This is a genomic window from uncultured Mobiluncus sp., assembly GCF_947254095.1.
Classification (GTDB): Bacteria; Actinomycetota; Actinomycetes; order Actinomycetales; family Actinomycetaceae; genus Mobiluncus.
The window spans coordinates 84,380-106,062 of the sequence record NZ_CAMYBV010000006.1 but is presented as its reverse complement, the minus strand read 5'-3'; the positions used below and the strand labels follow the sequence as shown (position 1 = coordinate 106,062).

The 21,683-nt window shown below is 57.5% G+C and carries 16 protein-coding genes; 11 read left to right on the top strand and 5 right to left on the bottom strand.

All coding sequences use genetic code 11. The features are described from left to right. Positions 1–11: 11 nt before the first annotated feature. Positions 12–1,046 (bottom strand): inorganic phosphate transporter, encoded by a 1,035-nt coding sequence (locus Q0X47_RS03400; protein ID WP_297722920.1) that lies wholly within the window; start codon positions 1,044–1,046, stop codon positions 12–14. Between the two features lie 12 nt (positions 1,047–1,058). Beyond that, positions 1,059–1,679, bottom strand: coding sequence for a DUF47 domain-containing protein (locus tag Q0X47_RS03395; RefSeq protein WP_297722918.1), 621 nt, complete (start codon positions 1,677–1,679; stop codon positions 1,059–1,061). Positions 1,680–2,128: 449 nt separating this feature from the next. Between Q0X47_RS03395 and Q0X47_RS03390 the strand changes: the two genes are divergently transcribed. The 11 genes from Q0X47_RS03390 (at position 2,129) to Q0X47_RS03340 (ending at position 16,540) form a co-directional block, all read left to right on the top strand. Next, on the top strand, positions 2,129–3,079 hold the full coding sequence (locus Q0X47_RS03390; protein WP_297722916.1) for a beta-carotene 15,15'-monooxygenase: 951 nt from the start codon (positions 2,129–2,131) through the stop codon (positions 3,077–3,079). A gap of 47 nt (positions 3,080–3,126) precedes the next feature. Continuing rightward, positions 3,127–4,233 (top strand): folate-binding protein YgfZ, encoded by a 1,107-nt coding sequence (locus tag Q0X47_RS03385; RefSeq protein ID WP_297722914.1) that lies wholly within the window; start codon positions 3,127–3,129, stop codon positions 4,231–4,233. Position 4,234: 1 nt separating this feature from the next. Further along, positions 4,235–4,591 (top strand): DUF2516 family protein, encoded by a 357-nt coding sequence (locus Q0X47_RS03380; protein ID WP_297722912.1) that lies wholly within the window; start codon positions 4,235–4,237, stop codon positions 4,589–4,591. Positions 4,592–4,640: 49 nt separating this feature from the next. Next, positions 4,641–5,123, top strand: a complete 483-nt coding sequence (gene dtd / locus Q0X47_RS03375; protein ID WP_297722910.1) for a D-aminoacyl-tRNA deacylase — start codon at positions 4,641–4,643, stop codon at positions 5,121–5,123. A gap of 77 nt (positions 5,124–5,200) precedes the next feature. Beyond that, positions 5,201–7,855: an ATP-dependent Clp protease ATP-binding subunit gene (locus tag Q0X47_RS03370; protein ID WP_297722908.1), complete on the top strand. Its 2,655-nt coding sequence runs from the start codon at positions 5,201–5,203 to the stop codon at positions 7,853–7,855. A gap of 175 nt (positions 7,856–8,030) precedes the next feature. Beyond that, complete coding sequence (locus tag Q0X47_RS03365; protein ID WP_297722905.1) at positions 8,031–8,531, top strand: RNA polymerase sigma factor; 501 nt, start codon at positions 8,031–8,033, stop codon at positions 8,529–8,531. Between the two features lie 155 nt (positions 8,532–8,686). Beyond that, a complete protein-coding gene (locus tag Q0X47_RS03360; RefSeq protein WP_297722903.1) occupies positions 8,687–10,330 on the top strand; it encodes a hypothetical protein in 1,644 nt (547 codons plus the stop codon). Between the two features lie 282 nt (positions 10,331–10,612). Continuing rightward, a complete protein-coding gene (ppdK, locus tag Q0X47_RS03355; protein ID WP_297722901.1) occupies positions 10,613–13,345 on the top strand; it encodes a pyruvate, phosphate dikinase in 2,733 nt (910 codons plus the stop codon). Positions 13,346–13,488: 143 nt separating this feature from the next. Then, on the top strand, positions 13,489–13,878 hold the full coding sequence (locus Q0X47_RS03350) for a FeoA family protein (RefSeq protein ID WP_297722899.1): 390 nt from the start codon (positions 13,489–13,491) through the stop codon (positions 13,876–13,878). Positions 13,879–13,885: 7 nt separating this feature from the next. Further along, the gene (gene feoB, locus Q0X47_RS03345; protein WP_297722897.1) at positions 13,886–16,207 is read left to right on the top strand and encodes a ferrous iron transport protein B; all 2,322 of its coding nucleotides are present in this window, start codon (positions 13,886–13,888) and stop codon (positions 16,205–16,207) included. Between the two features lie 9 nt (positions 16,208–16,216). Continuing rightward, the gene (locus tag Q0X47_RS03340) at positions 16,217–16,540 is read left to right on the top strand and encodes a hypothetical protein (RefSeq protein ID WP_297722895.1); all 324 of its coding nucleotides are present in this window, start codon (positions 16,217–16,219) and stop codon (positions 16,538–16,540) included. 45 nt (positions 16,541–16,585) lie between these two features. Here Q0X47_RS03340 and Q0X47_RS03335 read toward each other — a convergent pair whose 3' ends face one another. From Q0X47_RS03335 to metE, 3 genes are all read right to left on the bottom strand, one after another. After that, positions 16,586–18,055 (bottom strand): alpha/beta hydrolase, encoded by a 1,470-nt coding sequence (locus Q0X47_RS03335; RefSeq protein WP_297722893.1) that lies wholly within the window; start codon positions 18,053–18,055, stop codon positions 16,586–16,588. Between the two features lie 135 nt (positions 18,056–18,190). Continuing rightward, positions 18,191–19,324, bottom strand: coding sequence for a homoserine O-acetyltransferase (locus Q0X47_RS03330; RefSeq protein WP_297722891.1), 1,134 nt, complete (start codon positions 19,322–19,324; stop codon positions 18,191–18,193). 30 nt (positions 19,325–19,354) lie between these two features. Beyond that, a complete protein-coding gene (gene metE, locus Q0X47_RS03325) occupies positions 19,355–21,670 on the bottom strand; it encodes a 5-methyltetrahydropteroyltriglutamate--homocysteine S-methyltransferase (protein ID WP_297722890.1) in 2,316 nt (771 codons plus the stop codon). Positions 21,671–21,683: the final 13 nt, after the last annotated feature.

The following is a 21,683-nucleotide window of genomic DNA, read 5'->3' as shown; positions in this document are numbered from 1 at the left end:
GGTGGCGCTGTCTAAATCCGGAACAGGAATTCCAACAGGGTGTATACCGCGGCAGCTACCGCGGCGGCGGCGGGAAGAGTCAGAACCCAAGCCACCACAATGTTTCCGGCCGTTCCCCAGCGTACTGCGGAAAGCCTGCGGGTCGCGCCCACTCCCATGATGGCGGTGGTCACGGTATGGGTGGTGGAAATCGGGGCGTGCCAGATGAAAGCCGTGAAATACAGCACCCCTGCGGCCACCGTCTCGGAGACAAAACCGTTGGCCGGATCGACATGAATCACCCTCGAACCCAAGGTTTTCATGATACGAAATCCCCCTACGAAGGTGCCGGCCGCAATGGCCGTAGCTGCCGCCAACTTGACCCACAGAGGAATCGGGTCGTCCAAGTCGACGTGACCGGAAGCTACCAGAGCAATGAAAATGACCCCCATGGTCTTTTGAGCATCCTGCAAACCGTGACCCAAGGCTAGTGCGGCAGAAGAAAACTTTTGACCAATCCGAAATTTACGCATGGTCCGGCGGTAAGCCAGGTTTTTCATAGACACCATGACCAAGCTCATCAGCACATAAGCAAAAGTGAAACCGATGAGCGGGGAAACCACCATCGGAATCAGGACGTGAGAAGTAATCGTCGCCCAGTTCACCGTGACGCCCGCGGCCAAACCTGCCCCCGCTAGGCCACCAATCAGTGCGTGTGAGGACGAGGAAGGCAGCCCGAAATACCAGGTAATAACATTCCAGCAAATTGCCCCGATGAGGCCTCCGAGAATAATCAACAGGCCGTGGGCCCTATCGGCGTGGGAAACCGCCGTAGCGTATCCTGACATATCAATGATCCCAGAACCGATGGTTTTCGCCACTTCAGTTCCCAGCAGTGACCCCACCAAGTTCATGACCGCAGCCATAGCTAAAGCGGCGCGCGGTGCCCAAGCCCGCGTGGAAATAGCGGTGGCAATGGCGTTAGCAGCATCGTGGAAACCATTAGTGAAATCAAAGACAACTGCGATGATAACGACACAAACAACCAGTATCAGAGAAATGTCCATCCGGGAGCACCCTCAAGATTCCTTGATTGCGATACCTTCGACCAGAGCAGCCAGATGCTCGAAGGCATCGCAGGCATCCTCAAGCCGCTCGGTGACGTCTTTCAATTTGATAACCGCTATCGGGTCAGGATTGTGATTGACAATGTCGGACAGGCAGTGCATATAAATCTGGTCGGCTTGATTCTCTAAGCGGTTGACTTCCACCCAGTATTCTCGTAACGCGTCCAAGGTTTTCAGCCGAGGCATGGCTTTGGCTGTAACCGCGGCACACTTTTGGAGAATAGCTGCCTGTTTGAGCAAGCATTCGGGGATTTCTTGCAGCTGATAAACCACGATGAGGTTCCCGGCTTCATCAATCAAATCCATGCAGTCATCGAGTCGGTAAGCCAGTTCGCTGAGGTCGTCACGATCCAAGGGGGTGACGAAAGTCTGGTTAATTTTGTTCATGAACGCGTGGGTCAAATCATCGGAGGAATTCTCTACCGCGTGTAAGTTGTTGCGCTCGGCGTCGCGCTGTTCGGGCGGGAGCGCTATCAACTTTGCCAAGATATCGGCACCTTCTATCAGGTTACCGGCAATTTCGGTGAGCTGCTCGAAAAATCTCTCGTCCTTGGCGCGATGGAACAGGCCCATTTTTCACCCTTCTTAGTGATGGATTCGGCAAACCTGGCGGCTCGGAGAGCCGGTTTAAATAGTCCCGGCGGAGCCTTTCTGGTTACCTCTGTTTACTCTATCCGTTTGGAACCTACATTGTAAAAACGGTGTTAATTCTGGGGTAAAGTCAGGGTCGTGAACGGCGGTGCCAGGAACTTTGTCAGGTTAAAGGGAAGTTAAAAATTAATTTAAGTAAAATCTAGAGACAACGTCTCGCCGGTGTGGTAACTTAAATATAAGACATCGATGTCCGTAGAAGCCCCGGGCTCCATATACTGCCGCTACGAGCGGCCTTCGCGCCGACAGGCGCTTTACGGTTTCGGTGTCGTTGAAGGCTCCGCACGTCGGAGCCTTCAAAGTTTAACTCTCTCGGAACCGGTGAAACGGTCTGTTCCTGAGAACTGCCGAACTTATGAGAGAATCGGAACATGACTTCCCAGCCCAACGCGGAAATACCGGACCCTTCGTTGACCGATACGGTAAAAATTACGCGCCGCGTGCGGCGGGAGGAACACCAGGCCGAAAAGATTGAAAAGCTACCGAAAGTTCCCGAGTCCCTGATAGGGCGGGTCATCTGTGCCCACCCCGAGATTATTACCGCTCTGGCTGCGCTGGGGATGTCCTTGATTTTTGCACTCCCCTCGGATTTCCTGACCGTAGCTGCGGCCATTGCGGTAGTGTGTTTCGCTTTCGGCTGGGCGCACCTGGCGCATCTTCCCGCCCCGCGGGCGTCTTTCATCCTGTTGACCATCTTCGGGGTGTTGGCTTTACTGACGGGAAGAATTTTTGAAGATTTCTCGATAGTGGCTGAAGTCGTAGGTTTGGGAGTTATTGGGGTCTTCATCGCGGAAATGCTGCGTAACCCCAGGGAAAACTTACTGAACTCAGCAGCGGGTAACGCGGCCGGAATCCTCATCGTCTCCACCGCCGGGGCTTGGGTCATGCTGGAGTCGGAAGCGCTGTGGTATTTCCTGTTGGTGCCCGGAGCAGTCACCCTCATCGGAGGCTGTATCGGCATGGCGATGAGCGCCAACTGGCAGCTGAAATGGAGAGTTTTCACGGGAATCCTGTTCTCGGTAATTTTCGGTTTGGCGGCCGGGGCGGCCATCCTCGTGATGGAAGGAACCGCGCGAGATCAGATGGTGCTTTTCGCGGGAGGACACCTCCCCAGCCTGACCGTGGCTCTGGTTTCCGGTCTGCTGTTGGGAGTGGTGTACGGAATCGCGTTCGCATCACTGACCGTAGTTTTCAGCGGCGATTTGGCTCCGTCAACAGTTTCGGCCGCGGTGAGTCAGGCTTTCATCCCGGTCCTGGCTGCGTCTGTCCCGCTCTATATTCTGGCGCGGCTTTTAGTGGGGGAGGGCCCTACACTTGCTTGAAGGATGTTTCTCACGTTTGCGTCCAAAGTGGTGAATAGGGGGTAAAAATGCAGGTGACCTATCCGAGTATCGACAGAATTTGGCCGGGAGCGGCGATAGACGCGGGCTGGAATCATGGCCCCGAACTGCTCGAAGGCCGCGGCTACGCCACGATTCCCTTGGGAGTGCTGAAAGTTTCCGGGCCGGATCGCTGGGCTTGGCTAAACTCTGTCAGCACCCAGGACTTTTCCAACTGGGAGCCTGCCGCGCCGCGTGAAGCCCTCATCCTCGACCCCACCGGACACATTGAGTTGAGCTTTTTCGCTGTCGATGATGGCAGCTCAGTGTGGATTTTGACTGAAGAACCGGGGGGTGCCGCTGAGTTTTTCCGCTCGATGCGGTTTCGTTCCCGCATTGAGATTGCTGATGCGAGCGCAGACTTCGCGGTCTTGGGATATCTGAAAACCAGCGATGTTATCTCTCCGGCAGCCCGATTCTGGAGCGAACACAGCCGCGTGACCTGGGCTGATCCGTGGCCCGGACCGGTGGGGAACACGACCGTCTTTACCGTTGCGGGCACGAGTCATCCGGGGGACGACCCCGCCGCCCCGCACCGCGAACTGGCGGTAGTTTCGCGCCTGGACTTGCCGGCGCTTGAAGCCACAGCCGCAGCGAGCGGTCTGGTAAAAGCCGATTTGGGAGCTTGGGAAGCCGTGAGAATTTCCCTGTGGCGTCCTCGCCTGGGCCGCGAGGGCAAACCGGGAACCCTCCCTCATGAGTTGGACTGGCTGCGTGTCGCCGTCAGTTTGCAAAAGGGGTGCTATCCCGGTCAAGAAACCGTGGCAAAACTGACCAACCGGGGGCGTCCCCCGCGCCGACTCACGTTCTTGGACCTAGATGGGTCGCGTGAGGAGCTGCCGGCCATAGGTTCCTCCCTCACCCTGGAGTCTGACGGCTCCGAAGTCGGGGTGTTAACCTCAGTGGCGTACCACCCCACGGACGGTCAAATCGGTCTGGGCTTGGTCAAACGCCAGGTTGACCCCGCGGAAATGTTACTCGTGGAGGGGCTGCGTGCCGCCCCGAGCGTCATCGTGGATCCGAGCGGGGAAAATCCGCGCCGCCTAGACGACAGCCAGCTGGGCGGTTTACTGGGATTGAAAGCGAGGAAACAATAGAATGTCGACAGTTTTCGCGGCTATAAACTCGGTGCAAACCTTACTGGTGCTGGGATTGGTCCTGGTTGTGGTGGGAATGAGCCTGTATGCCTTGATACACGCCCTAACCACCCCGGCCCAGGCTTTCCCAACGGAAGGCAAACGAACTCGCAACTTCTGGGCTCTGCTGAACCTACTGGCACTGGTGATTTCGTTCCTGGGGCTTACGCCTAACGCTTTCGTCGGTTTGTTCGGGGTGATGATGGCGCTAATCATTCCGGCCGTTTACCTGGCCGATGTGCGTCCCGCCGTGGCTTCGTGGCGCCGGCGGGGCAAGAACTCGCGAGGAACCGGCCAACGTCCCCCCACGCCCTGGTGAACTCGGGACAGACCGGCCAAAACGACACAGAACAGGAAAGGGACAATTGATGCGGGCAGTGATTCAGCGTGTTACGGGCGCAAAGTGTGTGGTCAACGGGGATGTTACCGGTGAATTTGCGGGCCCTGGGCTGGTGGTGTTATTGGGAGTAACGCATACCGATGGCTCGGCACAGGTCGAAAAAATGGCGCGCAAGATTGCGAATCTGCGCATTTTTGACGCACCAGGTGCCTACGATGCAGCTGGTGGGTCTGAGAAACTTTCACAAGCGCGTGGGGCGGAAGTGTCTGCGGTCCAGCTAGGTCTACCGGTGCTGCTGATTAGCCAGTTCACGCTCTACGGAGACGCTCGCAAGGGTAATCGGCCCTCGTGGGTGGAGGCGGCGCCGGGAGAGGTGGCTCAACCGCTGGTTGATGCGGTGGGGGCAGCGCTGCAGGACCAGGGTATGCGGGTTGAACAGGGAATTTTCGGGGCGGACATGAAAGTGAGCTTCACCAATGACGGGCCTTTCACGATTCTGTTGGAAGTGTGAATTAGCCGGTAGTGAACACGGTCGCGTTTTCGCGGTGCAGGGGCATAAATTGGTAGCGAGTATAAAAGGGAGTACGTATGTTTGAAAGATTTACCGACCGAGCCCGCCGGGTGGTGGTGTTAGCCCAAGACGAAGCCCGCCGGTTGAACCAAAACTACATCGGTACCGAGCACCTGCTGCTGGGTCTCATCCACGAGGGCGACGGTATCGCAGCGCGAGCTTTGGAAACGATGGGTATCTCGCTGGAGGCCGTGCGCGCTCAGGTCATTGAGATTATCGGTGAGGGCGAACAGCCTACCACCGGCCACATCCCCTTTACTCCCCGCGCCCGCAAGGTGCTGGAGTTTTCGATGCGCGAGGCGCTGCAGCTGGGGCACAACTACATCGGTACCGAACATATCCTGCTGGGACTGCTGCGGGAAGGCGACGGGGTCGCCGCCCAAGTCCTCATCAAACTCGGTGCTGACCTGAACAATGTGCGCCAGACCGTCATTGAACTGCTCTCCGGTTACCAAGGCGGTCAGACTCAACAGAGCGGCCGCGATACTGTGGGTGTCGGTGGCGGACGAGCGGATAACCCCAACGCCGGGGGTAACTCGGCGATTTTGGACCAGTTCGGACGCAACCTCACCCAGGCAGCGCGTGAATCCAAACTTGATCCGGTCATCGGGCGCACCAAGGAAATGGAACGCGTCATGCAAATCCTTTCCCGGCGCACCAAAAACAATCCGGTCTTGGTCGGCGAACCCGGGGTGGGCAAAACCGCCGTGGTGGAGGGCCTGGCTCAGGGCATTGTCCGCGGCGACGTCCCGGAAACTTTGAAAGATAAACAGCTTTATTCCTTGGATATGGGCTCCTTGGTGGCGGGCTCGCGCTACCGCGGCGACTTCGAAGAGCGTCTCAAGAAGGTGCTGAAGGAAATCCGCACCCGCGGGGACATCATCTTGTTCATCGATGAGATTCACACCCTGGTTGGTGCGGGCGCGGCGGAGGGCGCGATTGACGCTGCCTCGATTTTGAAGCCGATGTTAGCGCGAGGTGAGCTGCAGACTATCGGCGCCACCACCATTGACGAGTATCGCAAGTACATTGAAAAAGACTCCGCTCTGGAACGCCGTTTCCAGCCGGTGAAAGTCGAAGAACCCAGTGTGGAAGAAACCGTTGCTATCCTCAAGGGGCTGCGGGATCGCTACGAGTCCCACCACCGCGTCATGATTACTGACGCGGCTCTCGCTGCCGCGGCGCAGCTTGCTGACCGCTATGTGTCTGACAGGTTCTTACCGGATAAGGCAATTGACCTGGTTGACGAAGCTGGGGCGCGCCTACGCATCAAGCGGATGACGGCACCTCCGGAACTGAAAGAAGTTGACGAGAAAATCGCCAAGGCTCGTCAAGCGAAAGAGGCCGCCATTGACGCCCAGGACTTCGAAAAGGCTGCCCAGCTGCGTGACGAGGAAAAGAATCTGACCGAAGAACGCGCGGCGAAGGAATCCCAGTGGCGCCAAGGCGAAGACACCTCCGAGTCAGTAGTTGACGAGGAACAAATCGCCGAGGTTTTGGCGATGGCCACCGGCATTCCGGTGTTCAAACTCACTCAGGCAGAATCCTCGAAGCTGCTGCGGATGGAAGATGAACTGCACAAGCGCATCATAGGTCAGGACGAGGCAGTCAAGGCGGTGTCTCAGTCCATTCGCCGGACCCGCGCTGGTTTGAAAGATCCGAAGCGTCCTGGCGGCTCGTTTGTGTTCGCCGGTCCGACTGGGGTGGGCAAAACCGAGCTCGCCAAAGCACTGGCGGAGTTCCTCTTTGGAGACGAGAACGCCCTGGTCCAACTGGATATGTCCGAATTCTCGGAGAAACATACGGCCTCTCGGTTGTTCGGTTCACCTCCGGGCTATGTCGGCTACGACGAGGGCGGTCAGCTTACCGAAAAGGTGCGTCGCAAGCCCTTCAGCGTAGTGCTGTTCGACGAAGTGGAAAAGGCCCACCCGGACATCTTTAACAGCTTGTTGCAGGTGTTGGAGGAGGGCCACCTCACCGATTCGCAAGGTCGCCTGGTCGACTTTAAGAACACCATTATCATCATGACCACGAACCTCGGCACTCGTGAAATCAACAAGGGTGTGCTGACCGGTTTCCAGGCCAGCGGTGAGCTGTCCACGGACTATCAGCGGATGAAGGGCAAGGTTCAGGAAGAGTTGAAACAGCACTTCCGGCCCGAGTTCCTCAACCGTGTGGATGAAATCGTAGTGTTCCCGCAGCTTGAGAAGGGCGAAATCCTCCAGATTGTTGATTTGATGGTCGCTAAGCTCGACGACCGGATGCTGGATCAGGGCATGGCTTTGCAGCTGACTCCCGCGGCGCGAGCTCTGCTGGCGCACAAGGGCTTCGACAAGACGCTGGGGGCTCGTCCGTTGCGTCGGGCGGTACAGCGTGAAATCGAAGATGTCCTGTCTGAAAAGATTTTGTTCTCTGAACTGCGCGAAGGTCAGACCGTAACGGTTGACGTCGAACCGAAGTTCATCAAGCACGAATCTGCTGACAAGGTCAACGGGACGGATTGGGAGTTCACTGACGACGCCGAGTTTAAGTTTACCGGCGAGGACGGTCTGCCCGAAGGGCGGGCACAACAGCGCCGCAAGCTCGAAGACGTGACCGCGGCAACGATTCGGGAAGCTGAACTGGCTGCCAAGGAAGCGGAAGAATCCCCGGAAAAGGAACCTGCTTCCTAGACACTTTCGAAACCAACTCGCGGGTCCGCCTCGGCGGGCTCGCGAAGCATTTAGCCACAACTCTAGGCCTGATCCTGTTCAGATTTAGCGATGGGTTCATGGTTGTGCGCATTACGGGGTATATTCGTATGAGTTAGCAATTTTATCGCGCCGCGTCAAAGGAGAGGCCGAACCTATGTCCACCGCTATCCACGATGAACAGTGGTTTGAGCGGGTATTTGCTGAACACAGCACGGCTATAGTGCGGTTCCTTTATCGACGCGGGGCCTATAGCGACGCCGAGGACCTAGCCGCGGAAGTTTTCACCGTGATGTGGAAGAAAAAAACCGAGGTTCCCGATGGCGCTGAACTGCCCTGGCTATACAAAACCGCGGGCTTGACTTTGGCGAACTGGTACCGCAAAAAGAAATCCTTGCCCATGGGAGATAACCAGGAAAACCTGGACTCCACCGATTTTTCCGATCCGGCTCAACTCGTCGTGGAGGATCATGGGATGCGAGCGGCTCTGCTGAGCCTCAGCGAGCGCGATCGCGAGATTCTCTTGGCGGTTGCTTGGGAAGGTTTGAGCGGTAATGATCTGGCACAGTACCTGGGAGTGAGCCGTTCGGCCGCGGATGCGGCGTTGTCGCGGGCGAGGAAACGACTGGAGGAAGCGATTGAAAAAAATACTTCTTAGGAAAGTGTAAGAAACGCCAGGCCGGTTACATGTATATGTTGCAAGGTCGAAACTGCGCCGGGCCTGAGGACGGTTTCGACCAGCCAAGTTTTAATAAATAAGAACGACTAAGCGCGGTAATTACATCGATTACCGCCCAGAAGAAGGACAGGGAAGTGGAAAACCACAAAATCGAGATGAGCGGGCTGGAAGCTCTGCGTTCACTCGACCCTGCCCAAAATCTGCCCGTAGATTTGGATTCTCTGCGCGCTAAAGTCGCTGCTCAGATGGAATCCGAAGGGTTGGCTTTTGAGACTCAGCCGCCTGCGCACGTGGTTGCGGTGGAAACTGCGGATACCCAAGCCCCGGTGGCGGAAGTCGTGTCTCTGGCAGTGCGTCGTCACACGCTGGCAGTGCGGCGCAACTGGCTGGTTGGTTTGAGCGCGGCCGCGGCTGCGACGGTGGTTGGTTTCACCGGGTGGAGCGTGCTTTCCCCCGGCGAACCGGGTGAATTGCCCAATCAGGGCGATGGTGTCGTGATTGCGGATGGGCCGATTATTACCGCCGCGGGTTCAGAGATTATGGTGCCCGGAGCTAGTCAGCGTTTGGAAAAGGTCGGCGATGTTGAGTTTGTAGCGGCAGGCAATTTTTCCACTGCTCCTACCAAAGCCCCGATTTTACGGTTGGATAAGGGAGCCAACGTTTCCGCTGATCAAGTCCAGAAGGTCGCGAATTCATTAGGTATGCGAGGTTCCGTTAAAAGGAACAGCTCCGGGTTTACCGTCACCGATACCAAAGGGGCAATTTTGACGGTCACTGTGGGCCAGCTGACCTCTTTGAGCTTTGATAACCCTTCCGCAGTGCGGATGGAATGCGTGCCGGTGAAACCCGGAGACGGCACGGTGGAGTTGCCCAATCCCGACGCGACCCAAAATCCGACCGGTAACCCTAGTTCCAACTCCGGTCAATCGCCGGCTCCGAATACCCCGACTACTCCCAGCACCACTCCGTCGGAACCTAGTGACCCGACTGAGCCGACCTCGACGCCGACTCCGAAGTGGACCCCGACCCCAACTCAGACCCCGACCGAGACTGTTCCTCCGGCGGTGCGACCGGACAGTCCAGAACAGAGCCACTCCAATCCAACGGGCGCTACACACAATGTAGACACCTCTAACACTACCGATTTGCCTGGTACAGTGGTCGAGATTGGTCAGCTGCAATTGTTGCTGATTGTGACCGAAACCACGGATCCTTCCGAGTCTTCGCCGACAGAATCCGTGCAACCGCAGGCAACCCAGAACCCCTCGCCGGATCCAACTCCTTGTGTGATGAAAGTGGCAGGAAACGCGCCCTCTTCTGAGAAAGCTATCGCCCAAGTTGAGAAGGTGGCGGCTTCCTTGGGAGCCACCGTGATGAGCCGTGCGGCGGGAACCACTCAGAAAGACGGTCTGACCACGGTGAGTGTCCCGGTTAAGATGCCTGGTCAAACACAAGCCCAAAATTGGAAAGCTGTGGTTTCAGAAACCGGAGTGGCTTCGATTCGTGCCAATCTGGGTAAAGAAACGAAGATTGGCGAGTACAAGGTCATCTCGGAGGCTCAGGCTGTGCAGCGCCTCAACGACCCGAAGTATGGTCCTTTGGATGTGCGCAATCAGAAGGGGCTGCCAGCTAAGATTGATGGCCGCATCGACTTGGTCAGCGCGAGGCTGATTAGCCAGCCAGTCAAGCAAAAGGACGGCTCTATCCTGGATATGCCGGTCTATCTGTTGACCGACTCCCAAGGACGGGTCTGGACCGTCTCGGCAGTGGCGGAATAGGCCCCCTACAGAATCTTTTATTTCTGTTCCTTTCATTCAGCAGGTTCCTCTACCGTTTTGCGGGAGGGGAACCTGCTGTGTTTTCCCGTGTCCCCGTTTCATAGCACGGCTAAGGGGAGCGATTAGAGCGGTGAGGACGTGGCTTTGTACCCGGGCTCGGAATACGGCTAATACCCGTGAAGGGACGCAAAATAGGGCGGTGTGAGCGAGGAACGAAATATTGCTAGGATAGTTTTGGCGCGTGGTGCGCAGATTGTTTCGAAAAAGTTGGAGGCTTAACACATGCCCAAATTCGTTTACCGTTTTGCAGAAGGCAATAAGGATCAAAAGGACCTGTTGGGTGGCAAGGGTGCAAACCTGGCGGAGATGAGCAACCTCGGGTTGCCGGTGCCCCCGGGATTTACCATTACTACCGATGCCTGCCGGGCTTACCTGAAGGAAGGTAAAGTTCCGGAGGAAACTACCGTGCAGGTCACCAAGGCTTTGCGTGAGGTGGAAGAAACCGTTGGACGCGAGTTGGGAGCGCCGGAAGATCCGCTGCTGGTGTCGGTGCGTTCCGGCGCAAAGTTCTCTATGCCCGGCATGATGGAAACCGTTTTGAACGTCGGTCTGAATGACAAATCTGTGGAAGGCTTGGCAAAGATAGCCGGTAGCGACCGTTTCGCTTGGGACTCCTACCGTCGTTTGATTCAAATGTTCGGCAAAACCGTGCAGGACATCGATGGAGACCTGTTCTCTGATGCGCTGGATAACATGAAAAAGAACCGCGGAGCTAAGGCCGACACGGATTTGAATGCCAGCGACCTGAAAGAACTCACCGCGCAGTTCAAAGAAATCGTTAAGGAGCAAACCGGCAAACCTTTCCCGCAAGATCCGCGCACGCAGATGGACATGGCTATTGAAGCCGTGTTCCGTTCCTGGAACTCTGAACGCGCCCGTATCTACCGTCGCCGCGAGCGGATTCCTCACGACTTGGGCACCGCCGTCAACATTGTGACCATGGTGTTTGGCAATATGGGCGCGGATTCTGGCACCGGGGTGTGCTTCACCCGTGACCCCTCTTCGGGTCGTCCGGGGGTGTACGGCGATATCCTCATGAACGCTCAGGGCGAAGACGTGGTGGCCGGTATCCGCAACACCGAAACCCTGAAAGACCTGGAGGGACACGACAAAAAGTCCTATGACGAACTGTTGGGTATCATGCGGAAGCTCGAAACCCACTACGAGGACATGTGTGATATCGAGTTCACCATCGAACGCGGCAAGTTGTGGATGCTGCAGGTGCGCGTGGGTAAACGTACCCCGGCCGCGGCTTTCCGAATCGCCACGCAGCTGGTTGACGAAGGCTTGATTACCACCGATGAAGCCCTGCTGCGAGTCACTGGCGAACAGCTGCAAAACCTGATGTTCCCGATGTTTGATATGTCTGGCAAGCCGGAGGTGTTCACCAAGGGTATGGCCGCGTCCCCCGGCGCCGCGGTGGGCAAGATTGTGTTTGATAACGATGCTGCTGAGGCCTCCGCTGACGCGGGAGTGCCGTGTATCTTGGTGCGCCGCGAAACGAACCCCGATGACCTGCGGGGCATGGTTGCGGCTGTGGGCGTTTTGACCAGCCGCGGTGGCAAGACTTCCCACGCCGCTGTAGTGGCTCGCGGTATGGGCAAGACCTGTGTGGTCGGGGCGGAAACCATCGTGGTTGACCAAGCCGCCAAGACCGCCACCGTGGGGGATACTGTCCTGCACGAGGGGGATGAAATCTCCATTGACGGCGGTACCGGCGAGGTGTTCCTCGGCGCGGTCCCGGTGCAGGATTCCCCTGTCACCACTTACCTTTCTCACGGTCTGCAGGCTGGCTTGGATGCTTCTGCCACCGAAGATGAGAAGGACTTGATTAAGGCGGTCGATCGGTTGATGACCCACGCTGACGAGGTTCGTCGCCTGGTGGTGCGCACTAACGCCGACACTCCCGCGGACACGCAGCGGGCTTTGGACTTTGGTGCGGAAGGTATCGGCTTGTGCCGTACCGAACATATGTTCCTCGGCGATCGTCGTCCCCTGGTAGAAAAACTCATTCTCTCCCCCGAAGGGTCCGAAGAACGTCAACGTGCTCTGGACGCCTTGGAGCCGCTGCAAAAGGGCGACTTTAAGGAAATGCTTAAGATTATGGACGGCAAGCATATGACCGTTCGCCTCATTGACCCGCCGCTGCACGAGTTCCTGCCGGACTTGACGACTCTGGAAATTAAGAACGCGGTGGCGAAAGCTCAGGGCGGGGCGCTCTCGGAGGAAGACCAGCATATGCTGGAGGCCGTGCGCCGGATGCATGAGGAAAATCCGATGCTGGGTCTGCGCGGTGTCCGCCTGGGTATTTACCTGCCGGGATTGTTTAAGATGCAGATGAAGGCGCTGGTTTCGGCGGCTTGCGAGCTGAAGAAGGACGGCTTGAATCCGCATCCCGAGATTATGGTTCCGCTGATCGGTTCCATTCGTGAGCTCCAGCTGGTGCGCGATGAAGCCGAGGAAATCATTGCCCAGGTTCAGGGCGAATACGGTGTGACCTTTGATGTTCCGGTGGGCTGCATGATTGAGCTGCCGCGCGCCGCCATGACCGCTGACACCATCGCCAAGGAAGCCGAATTCTTTAGCTTCGGTACCAACGACCTGACCCAAACCACCTGGGGATTCAGCCGTGACGATGTGGAAGGCGTGTTCTTCCCGCAGTACGTGGAAGCCGGAATTTTCGGGGTCTCCCCATTCGAATCTATCGACACCCACGGGGTGGGTCGCGTTGTCGCCGAAGGCGTGAAGCGTGGACGTTCCACCAAACCGAATCTGCCGATGGGTATCTGTGGTGAGCACGGTGGCGATCCGATTTCGATTCACTTCTTCCACCAGGTCGGACTGGATTACGTGTCCTGTTCGCCGTTCCGGGTACCGGTGGCGCGCCTCGAGGCGGGTCGTGCTGCCGCGGAGCATCTGAAGTGGGACGAGTCCGCTACACAGGGCGTCGAGTAGTCCGTAGCATCCCTTTTAAATAAACCGCATTTTTGGTGCCGGGTTCCGTCAAGGGCCCGGCACCAGCGGTTTTAGGGAGGACGGGTTTTAATAACGCAAGACAATTGTTGAAAAAAGATTTTAGCTAGGTTAGGCTTAGTTTCGTGAAATTGTGTGAATGCCCTGTTGGGGTTCCCATGATTATGGTGAATTTGGGGTGCGATGCCAGATTCTGTGGACGGATTCACGAGCTGGGTCTGCGTCCGGGGACGCGTTTTACGGTCACGCAAAAGGGGGCTTTTGGGGGTCGTGTTTTGTTCGTACGCGGAACTCGGTTGGCGGTAGACCGTGGTTTTGCCCGGTCCGCCTTGGTGCGGCCTTGTATCCAGTTTGCGCAGAAGCTCGGTTTGGATCAGGAAAAGGCCGCCCTCGAGGCCGCGTTGGCTCTCCACGACCTTTCACCGCAGTTCGAGCCACGTTTGGCGGTCTGCGGTATCACGGCGCACCTCGAAGATTCCCCGAAAGATACTCTAGTGGCAGAAAACGGAGAGTAAACATCCGATGAGCTGCCCCAAATGTAATCCGCTGCCGCCCGAATCTGCTGATGGTTCAACTACTACGGCCGCGGCGCAGACACATCGCGTCTACCTGCCCAAGCGCGACACCACCAACGTGGTCTTGGTAGGAAACCCCAACGTGGGGAAATCTTCGCTGTTTAATGCCCTGACCGGAATGCATCAAACGGTCGTGAATGCACCCGGAACCACGGTGGAAGTCTTTACCGGTTTCAATAAGTCGTTGGGGGTGCGGTTTATCGACACCCCCGGAACGTACTCGCTGGTGCCCAACTCTCCTGACGAGTCCGTGGTGGTACAAACTTTGGCGGGACAGCCCGGTTCGATAACCGACATCGGACGCGACGATGGAGGAATCGACCTAGTCGTGACCCTCTTAGATGCCAGCGCGTTGTCGCGCTCCTTGTACCTGTTGGCTCAGGTAGCCCAAACCGGTCTGCCGGTTGCGGTCATCCTGACCATGCAGGACGTCGCTGCTCAGAGCGACGAGGCTATAGATGCGGATAATCTTTCCTGCCTGCTGGGAGTCCCCGTGGCGACGGTGAACCCGCGTACCGGTGAAGGCCTGCGTGACGCGACGCAGCTGATTGCGTTGGCGTTACAGAACCCAACTTACCTCAGCGGGTTGCCTTGGGATGAAAACGCCCCCGGTTATAACCCGGCTGCGGTTGTAGCAGCCAAAGCCTCGCTGTCCCAGACTTCCGAGCCGGTTGAGGCCAATGCGGAAAGTGGCTTGTCGGTCGCGAACCTCTCTAATCCCTGCGGCGGGACAAATTGTCAACCGGGTGAACCTTCGGGTCGCCTGCTCCCAGAGCTAATCACCGAATCGATGGAAGAAACTCAGCGGGCGGCTTTGCTGTTCGACTGGATTGAAAATATTGAATCCGGTCTACGTCAAGAACGTATCGAGGTGCCGCGGGCGACACGTTCGGACAAAGTCGATCGAGTGCTGCTCAATCCTTTATCTGGAACGCTACTTTTCATGTTGGCTATGTACGTGGTGTTCTGGCTGGCTAATACGTTTGCCGCGATTTTCCAAGACCCCCTGGAGGGGATTTTCGATGCTGTCGGCGGTTGGGACTTCACGATTCCTGCCCGACTCCTAAAGCTGCCATTTTCCTCTATCGGAGTTCCCGGACAGGACATCACGGTATTCCATGCGCCTTCTCTAGCCGATGGAGTGTTGACTTGGTTGACGTGGATGGATTGGGATAACCCGCTTCTGCAGGGTATTTTGATAAACGGACTGTTTACAGGTGTAGGGGTCGTATTGTCTTTCGCCCCGCTGATGCTGGTTATGTTCGCCGCCATAGCGGTAATGGAAGACTCCGGCTATATGGCTCGTGTTGCTTTCCTGGGCGACCGCATGATGCGTGCCATTGGTTTAGATGGCCGCGTCATCATGCCCTTCATCGTGGGCTTTGGCTGTAACCTTCCGACTTTGGCAGCCTTGCGTATCGTTCCGGATTCCCGCCAGCGCATGATGGCGGTCATCCTCACCCCCTATATCACCTGTTCGGCACGCATGATTGTCTATATGTTCATCGCGCAGGTGTTCTTTGGTACTCATGCCACCGAAGTGGTGTGGTTGATGTACTTCCTTTCCATAGTCATGATGGTCTTGGGAGGGCTGCTACTGCGTCCGCTGTTCATGCGCGACTCTACCGGTGCGCCGCTGATGCTGGTTCTTCCCGCCTACCAGACTCCTCGAGGCATCATCTTGGCTCGTTCGGCCCTGCAGCGCACCTGGGCTTTTATCAAGGGCGCGGGCAAGGTCATCGTAGTGATGACTATCGTGATTTGGTTCCTGATGGTTACGCCCGTTACTGGCGAGGGCCGCTTCGGGGATTCCCTGCCGGCCAACGAATCTGCCTACGGAGTGGCGGCTTCGGCAATAGCCCCAGTTTTTGCTCCCGCTGGTTTTGGCGACTGGCATTTAGCGGGATCGCTGATAACCGGATTTGTCGCGAAAGAAACCATGCTGGGCGCACTAGCGGCCACCTACACCGATGCGGATATTTCCGAACAAGACGTAGACGCCGCTCAAGATGAGGGGAGTCCCACTCCGACTATGCGTGAACTGACCCGCGAAACGTTCATCGATTCCGCGGGCAGCGCGGCGGCGGCTCCCGTGGCCGCCCTAGCCTTCCTGATTTTTGTTTTGACCTATACCCCCTGCCTGGCTACTGTCGCCGAACAGTGGCGTCAGCTCGGGGCGAGACGCGTCCTTGCGGCGGTAGGAGGACAACTGGCCATCGCCTGGCTGCTCGCGGTATCAGTGTTCCAAGTTGGCCGCATTTTTGTCTGAGGTGAGCTTATGAACAGCTCTGATGGCCCTAAATCCCCAACGCCCGCGGCGGGCGGAGCGCCGCGGAGCGCCCCCGGTGAATCTCGTGCCGCAATCTTTATCGACTCCCTGTGCCAAGGTTCCACGTTCCTAGCCGCGGTGGGACGCAGTGGGCTGAGCAGAGAACACGGGCAGCTGCTCTTGGAACACTTGCGTCGCGCAGGACTGTTGGCAGACCGAAATAACTCGCTAAACGTGTCTTGTGTGCACGGGGCTTGCACGCCGGGGGACGTGTCCTCCGTGAGCGAGCAACAGCGCCTTCACTGTGTCGGCTGCCCTCTAAGTCGGCTTTAAATAAGGGTATAAATTCAGGTAGTAAGCATTTGGGTGCAGATTTGCTTATTTATTGAGGATGCCGGAGCGAGCTATCCAGGCCGCGACTTCCGCGAAAAACTCGGCGCGTTCCAAGGGTTGGGACAGGGTCAGGTCATGCAAACCGGACATTTGCCACAGCGTTAATCCGCCGCCCACCTGACCGTAAAGGGTATTAATCCGTTCTTCGATGAGATTGCCATTCAATACCGTGTCGGTGTGGCGCGCCGCCTCACTCCAGTCCACAAGTGCAGTTTCATAGGGGGTTTCCTGCTCAGAAGCATTGCTATTGCTCAGAATAGACTTTGACATGGTTGACCAATAGATTCGGTGTTTTAACAGGTTCTGACGCAGAGCTGACATTCTGGCAGATTTCCGTTTTTGAGCCATGAGATGGTCAACCCGGGCAATCTCAGGATGATAAAAATCGTCCGGGTCATGCGCGGCTGTGAGACACAACACTGGCTGGTTGGAGAAACGAGCATGTTCCACCAACCACTGCTGGGCGCTGAGGATGGCAGAGAGCCAACCAAATAGAATGGGCGCTCCGTTGTTAATGCGCCATTGCGAGTTCGTGACCCAACCGTGCACCGCCGGATCGTTGCCAAACGGCACCAAGCGCCGGGGCAGGGGAGAACCGATAGTGGCATAGCCGACCAAAGAATCTTGGTAAACCGTAGACCCGGGGCCAAGCATCGGTATGTGCAGTCCCCGCAGATACTTCGCAATGACGTTGCGCACAGTGTTCCCGGCGGGAATTCCCGACACATCTTGCACCACCCAGGGAGATATAAAGATAAGACCGTCATAGGCATCGTGGTGCCGGGATGCCCACCCGGAAACCACAGCACCACCGTTGGAATGGCCCATCACGACTAGAGGCAAATCAGGATGCTCCTGACGGGCGGTGGCAATGGCCCATTCCAACTCCCGGTCGTAGGTGGTGTAATCGTCCTCGTAACAGTTGAAGGGAATAAGGCCCGACTGACGTGGCATATTGCGACCGTAACGGTGCAGGTCAATCGCGTAAAACGCGGCACCTAGATGGGCCATCATGCGGGCCAGGTGGGCTTGATAAAAATAGTCATTCCAGCCGTGGACATAGACGGCAATAAATTGCGGAGCTGAGGGTGCATCAAGCTCGTCAACAGCTTCAATTTCGCGACCCCGCAGCTCGGAAGATAGGTAATCCTGCAGGTAATGCAGGTTTTGAGCGGGTGAATCGTCCCACTGTGCCGCCGCGTCAAAATGATTGAGGCAGCTCCCGGCACGCTGCTGCGGGCTAGCTGAGGGCGGGAGGATCCGGAAACTGCCTTGATTGGGACCCCCACCTGGTTTCACGTTAACCGGAACTACACGGTCGGGCAACTGTGATTTTGGATCCTCAGCGGGAGTGTAGCGCACCAAGGTAGCAGAGCGCGGGGAAATCTGATCAGGTTCTAACTGGAGTTTAGCGGCGCCAAATCCGGATCCCAGTACGTCAGGCAGGTATCGCATTCTCAAATTCTAACGCGACCGGTGTGGCGCGGCGGGAGAATGGCTGATTTCTCAAGGCTATGGCGCTAACGCATCGGGTCCGAAGCGTTAGCTGACAGGGCGCTGAGTCAGGCCATCATTAGCCAGAGGAGTGACCTAAGCGGCGAGGAACTCACCGATAGCCTGGCCGACAGATTCGTTTTCAATCAAGAAACCATCATGACCGGAATCGGAATGAATGATGACCGCCTGGCTGCGACGAGTCAGACGCGCCAGCTGCTGCGTTTGGGAAGGGTAAAACAGCCGGTCAGAGTCAACTCCCAAGGCCAGGACGCGAGCCTGCACCCGAGAGAGCGCGACTTCTAAACCGCCCCGGCCTCGCCCCACGTCGTGAGTCAGCATCGAGCGAGTCAGCGCCAGGTAGGACCCGGCATCAAAGCGTTTCGCCAACTTCACCCCGTGATAGTCCAGGTAAGACTGCACAGCTAAACGGCCTCCCGAAAGTGGATCCTCACGATAGCCTGGATCGCGCCCGAACCGCTCCTGCAGTTCCTTGGGTGAACGGTACGTAGTGTGCGCCACTTCCCGCGCTAAAGCTAGCCCACGGAATGGCCCTTGACCGGGAGGATTATCGTAATAGTCGCCGTTGCGAAAATTCGTGTCCAGTTCCAGCACGTGCATCTGTACATGGCACCAAGCGGCTTGTTCAGCGGTGGTGGCGCAGCCGGTAGCCACAGCCACCAGCCGCTCCACCTGTTCGGGATAAGTCACCGCCCACTCCAGAGCCCGGTGTCCCCCGTGCGAACAGCCGATGACCGCAAACCAGCGAGGAATACCGAGCTGGTCCATGAGGATTTTTTCCGCCGCCACCTGATCGCGGGTCGTCAGGAGGGGGAAACGCGACCCCCAGGCGCGCCCGTTCGGAGCCAAGCTGGCGGGACCGGTCGAACCTTGACAACCGCCTAACACGTTGGGACAAACCACAAACCACCGATTCGTATCCACCGCGGCACCGGGCCCGACGACCTCGTTCCACCATCCTGGTGTGACGTGGCCCGGCCCGGCTTCACCGTATACATGAGAATCTCCGGTGAGGGCGTGATTGATGAGGATAGCGTTGGATTTGTCCGCATTCAAAGTGCCGAAAGTTTCAAAGGCGAGCCGGGCGCCCGGCAGGGCTGATCCACCCTCGAGCTTCAGCATCCCCAGAGCGGCGAACTGACGGTTTCCTTTGGGGTCAGTGGGTTTCCAAGCTCCACTGATCGGCATCAACTCACTCGTTTCGGGCATCGCTATCCTTAGGCTCGACGGTTTTCAGGTTCAGGCTTCGAGTTTCGCGCGCACCGCCTTCGCGGCTCCGACCAGGTTCTCTAAGGTGGCCACCGTTTCGGGGTAGGCGCGGGTTTTCAAACCGCAGTCTGGGTTGACCCAAACTTGGTGGGGGTCCAAAGCGGCGACAGCCTTTTCCAGCAGCCCCACTTCCTCATCGAGTTTCGGCACCCGCGGCGAGTGAATATCCCAAATCCCCGGCCCCAGCCCGCGCTCGAAACCGTGCTCGTGCACTGCCGGCAAAATGTCCATCTTGGAGCGGCTGGCCTCAATCGAGGTGACGTCCGCATCCAGGTGATCAATCGCGTCCACCACCACGTTGAACTCGGAATAGCACAGGTGGGTGTGGATTTGCAGCTCTTTTGGTGCCCCGCCGGTGGCTAAGCGGAAAGCCCCCACGGACCATTGCAAATAATTCTCCCGTCCGGCTGCGCGCAGCGGCAACAGCTCGCGGATGGCCGGTTCATCCACCTGCACGATTTTGATGCCAGCCGCATTGAGGTCGGCGATTTCAGCGCGCAGCGCCAACCCCAGCTGATCCGCAACCTCCGCACGAGACTCGTCGTCGCGAACAAAAGACCACGCCATGATGGTGACGGGGCCGGTCAGCATCCCTTTCATCGGCTTTGCGGTGAGGGATTGGGCATAAGTCGACCACTCGACTGTCATGGGGTGGGAACGCGTGACGTCCCCCCACAGAATCGAGGGTCGAGTGCAGCGCGAACCGTAGGACTGCACCCAGCCGTGTTCCGTAGTGGCGAAACCTTCCAGGTTTTCGGCAAAGAACTGCACCATGTCGTTGCGTTCAGCTTCCCCGTGTACCAGCACATCCAAACCGAGATCTTCCTGCAGCTTCACGACCCGAGCAATCTCATTGCGGATTTCCTCATCGTATTGAGCCTCGTCGATTTCGTGGCGGCGGAACGCAGCCCGTGCCTGGCGAATCTCGGTGGTTTGCGGGAAAGAACCAATCGTGGTGGTGGGCAGCAACGGCAACTGCAGAATCTCCGCTTGTGCCGCCAAACGCTGCGGATAGGGGGCACGCGTCCGATCGGCCGCCGTCACGGCCGCGGTAGCCTGACGCACCTCGGCACGTTTCACTCCCGGATGGTTGGCGCGGGAAGCCAAGATTTCGGCATTTTCCGCCAACTCAGCGGCGATAGAACTGGGATCCGCCAAGCCTCGCGCCAAAGTCTGTACCTCGGCAATCTTTTGGTCCGCAAAAGCCAACCAGGAACGCACTTGCGGATCCAAGGACGTTTCTCTGGCCGCATCGTGGGGGACGTGCTGCAGCGAAGTCGAGGTGGACACGCTGAGGCTCGGGACTACCTGGTGAATCGTCTGTAAAGTCTCGAGAGCCTGGCGCAAGTCGGTACGCCACACGTTGCGACCCGAAACGATGCCCGCCACCAGGGTTTTATTCCCGATGGTTTTAAGGTCCTCAGGGTTCGGAACCGGACCGGCAACCAGATCCAAACCGATGGCTTCCACATCGGTGGCACTCAGCACGTCCAGCCCATCGAGACCCAGCGGCCCGTAGGGGGCGTTTACAAAAATTTGGGGGCGATTGGTCAGTTTACTCAGGAATTCGTAAGTCTTACGAGCCGCCGCCAGCACTTCCTCGCGGGAAGTGGACCAGGTGTCACACACCAAAGCCGGCTCATCAAGCTGCACCCAAGTCACTCCGGCCGCCGCGAACTGGCTGAGGAAAACCTCGAATCCAGCCAACACCGCGTCCAGTCGCTGCAGGGGGTGGAAATGTGCCGGAGCGTCCGCACTGGCTTTGGCGCCCAACAGATAGGTAACCGGACCGATGAGAACCGGACGCAGCGCAGGGCCCCCAGCCTTGACCTGTTCCAACCACGGATTAGCTACGGCGGAAATCTGAGTGTAGGGGCCGATTTCAGGAACCAGGTAGTGATAATTTGTGTCGAACCACTTGGTCATTTCCAAAGCGGGCTTATCATCAATACCCCGCGCCAAGGTGAACTCTCCGTCCACGTCCAAGGAACCGTCGGGGCGTACCAGGTTGCCAAAACGCTGGGGGACGGCTCCCAGGGCGCAAGTCAGGGTCAAAACCTGGTCATAGAGCACGAAGTCCGCGGGATTTGACCCCGGTTCGTTCAACCCCGAGTCTTTCAGATGGTTGATTCGAGTCGCCAACTGTTGCTTTATCTGGGCATCGAAAGTGGCGCGGTCGATTTTTTGAGCCCAATAGTGCTCCAGGCTCCGCTTCAGTTCGCGGTTCGCGCCAATCCGGGGATAACCCGCAACAGTCGCGGCGGGAAAAGCTTGCTTTTCAGTCATTTTCTAAAATTCC

Bases quoted from the DNA above. Each gene is read 5' to 3' on its own strand.
- Q0X47_RS03400 (WP_297722920.1), bottom strand. From the start codon at position 1,046: ATGGACATTTCTCTGATACTGGTTGTTTGTGTCGTTATCATCGCAGTT.
- Q0X47_RS03395 (WP_297722918.1), bottom strand. From the start codon at position 1,679: ATGGGCCTGTTCCATCGCGCCAAGGACGAGAGATTTTTCGAGCAGCTC.
- Q0X47_RS03390 (WP_297722916.1), top strand. From the start codon at position 2,129: ATGACTTCCCAGCCCAACGCGGAAATACCGGACCCTTCGTTGACCGAT.
- Q0X47_RS03385 (WP_297722914.1), top strand. From the start codon at position 3,127: ATGCAGGTGACCTATCCGAGTATCGACAGAATTTGGCCGGGAGCGGCG.
- Q0X47_RS03380 (WP_297722912.1), top strand. From the start codon at position 4,235: ATGTCGACAGTTTTCGCGGCTATAAACTCGGTGCAAACCTTACTGGTG.
- dtd (WP_297722910.1), top strand. From the start codon at position 4,641: ATGCGGGCAGTGATTCAGCGTGTTACGGGCGCAAAGTGTGTGGTCAAC.
- Q0X47_RS03370 (WP_297722908.1), top strand. From the start codon at position 5,201: ATGTTTGAAAGATTTACCGACCGAGCCCGCCGGGTGGTGGTGTTAGCC.
- Q0X47_RS03365 (WP_297722905.1), top strand. From the start codon at position 8,031: ATGTCCACCGCTATCCACGATGAACAGTGGTTTGAGCGGGTATTTGCT.
- ppdK (WP_297722901.1), top strand. From the start codon at position 10,613: ATGCCCAAATTCGTTTACCGTTTTGCAGAAGGCAATAAGGATCAAAAG.
- feoB (WP_297722897.1), top strand. From the start codon at position 13,886: ATGAGCTGCCCCAAATGTAATCCGCTGCCGCCCGAATCTGCTGATGGT.
- Q0X47_RS03340 (WP_297722895.1), top strand. From the start codon at position 16,217: ATGAACAGCTCTGATGGCCCTAAATCCCCAACGCCCGCGGCGGGCGGA.
- Q0X47_RS03335 (WP_297722893.1), bottom strand. From the start codon at position 18,055: ATGCGATACCTGCCTGACGTACTGGGATCCGGATTTGGCGCCGCTAAA.
- Q0X47_RS03330 (WP_297722891.1), bottom strand. From the start codon at position 19,324: ATGCCCGAAACGAGTGAGTTGATGCCGATCAGTGGAGCTTGGAAACCC.
- metE (WP_297722890.1), bottom strand. From the start codon at position 21,670: ATGACTGAAAAGCAAGCTTTTCCCGCCGCGACTGTTGCGGGTTATCCC.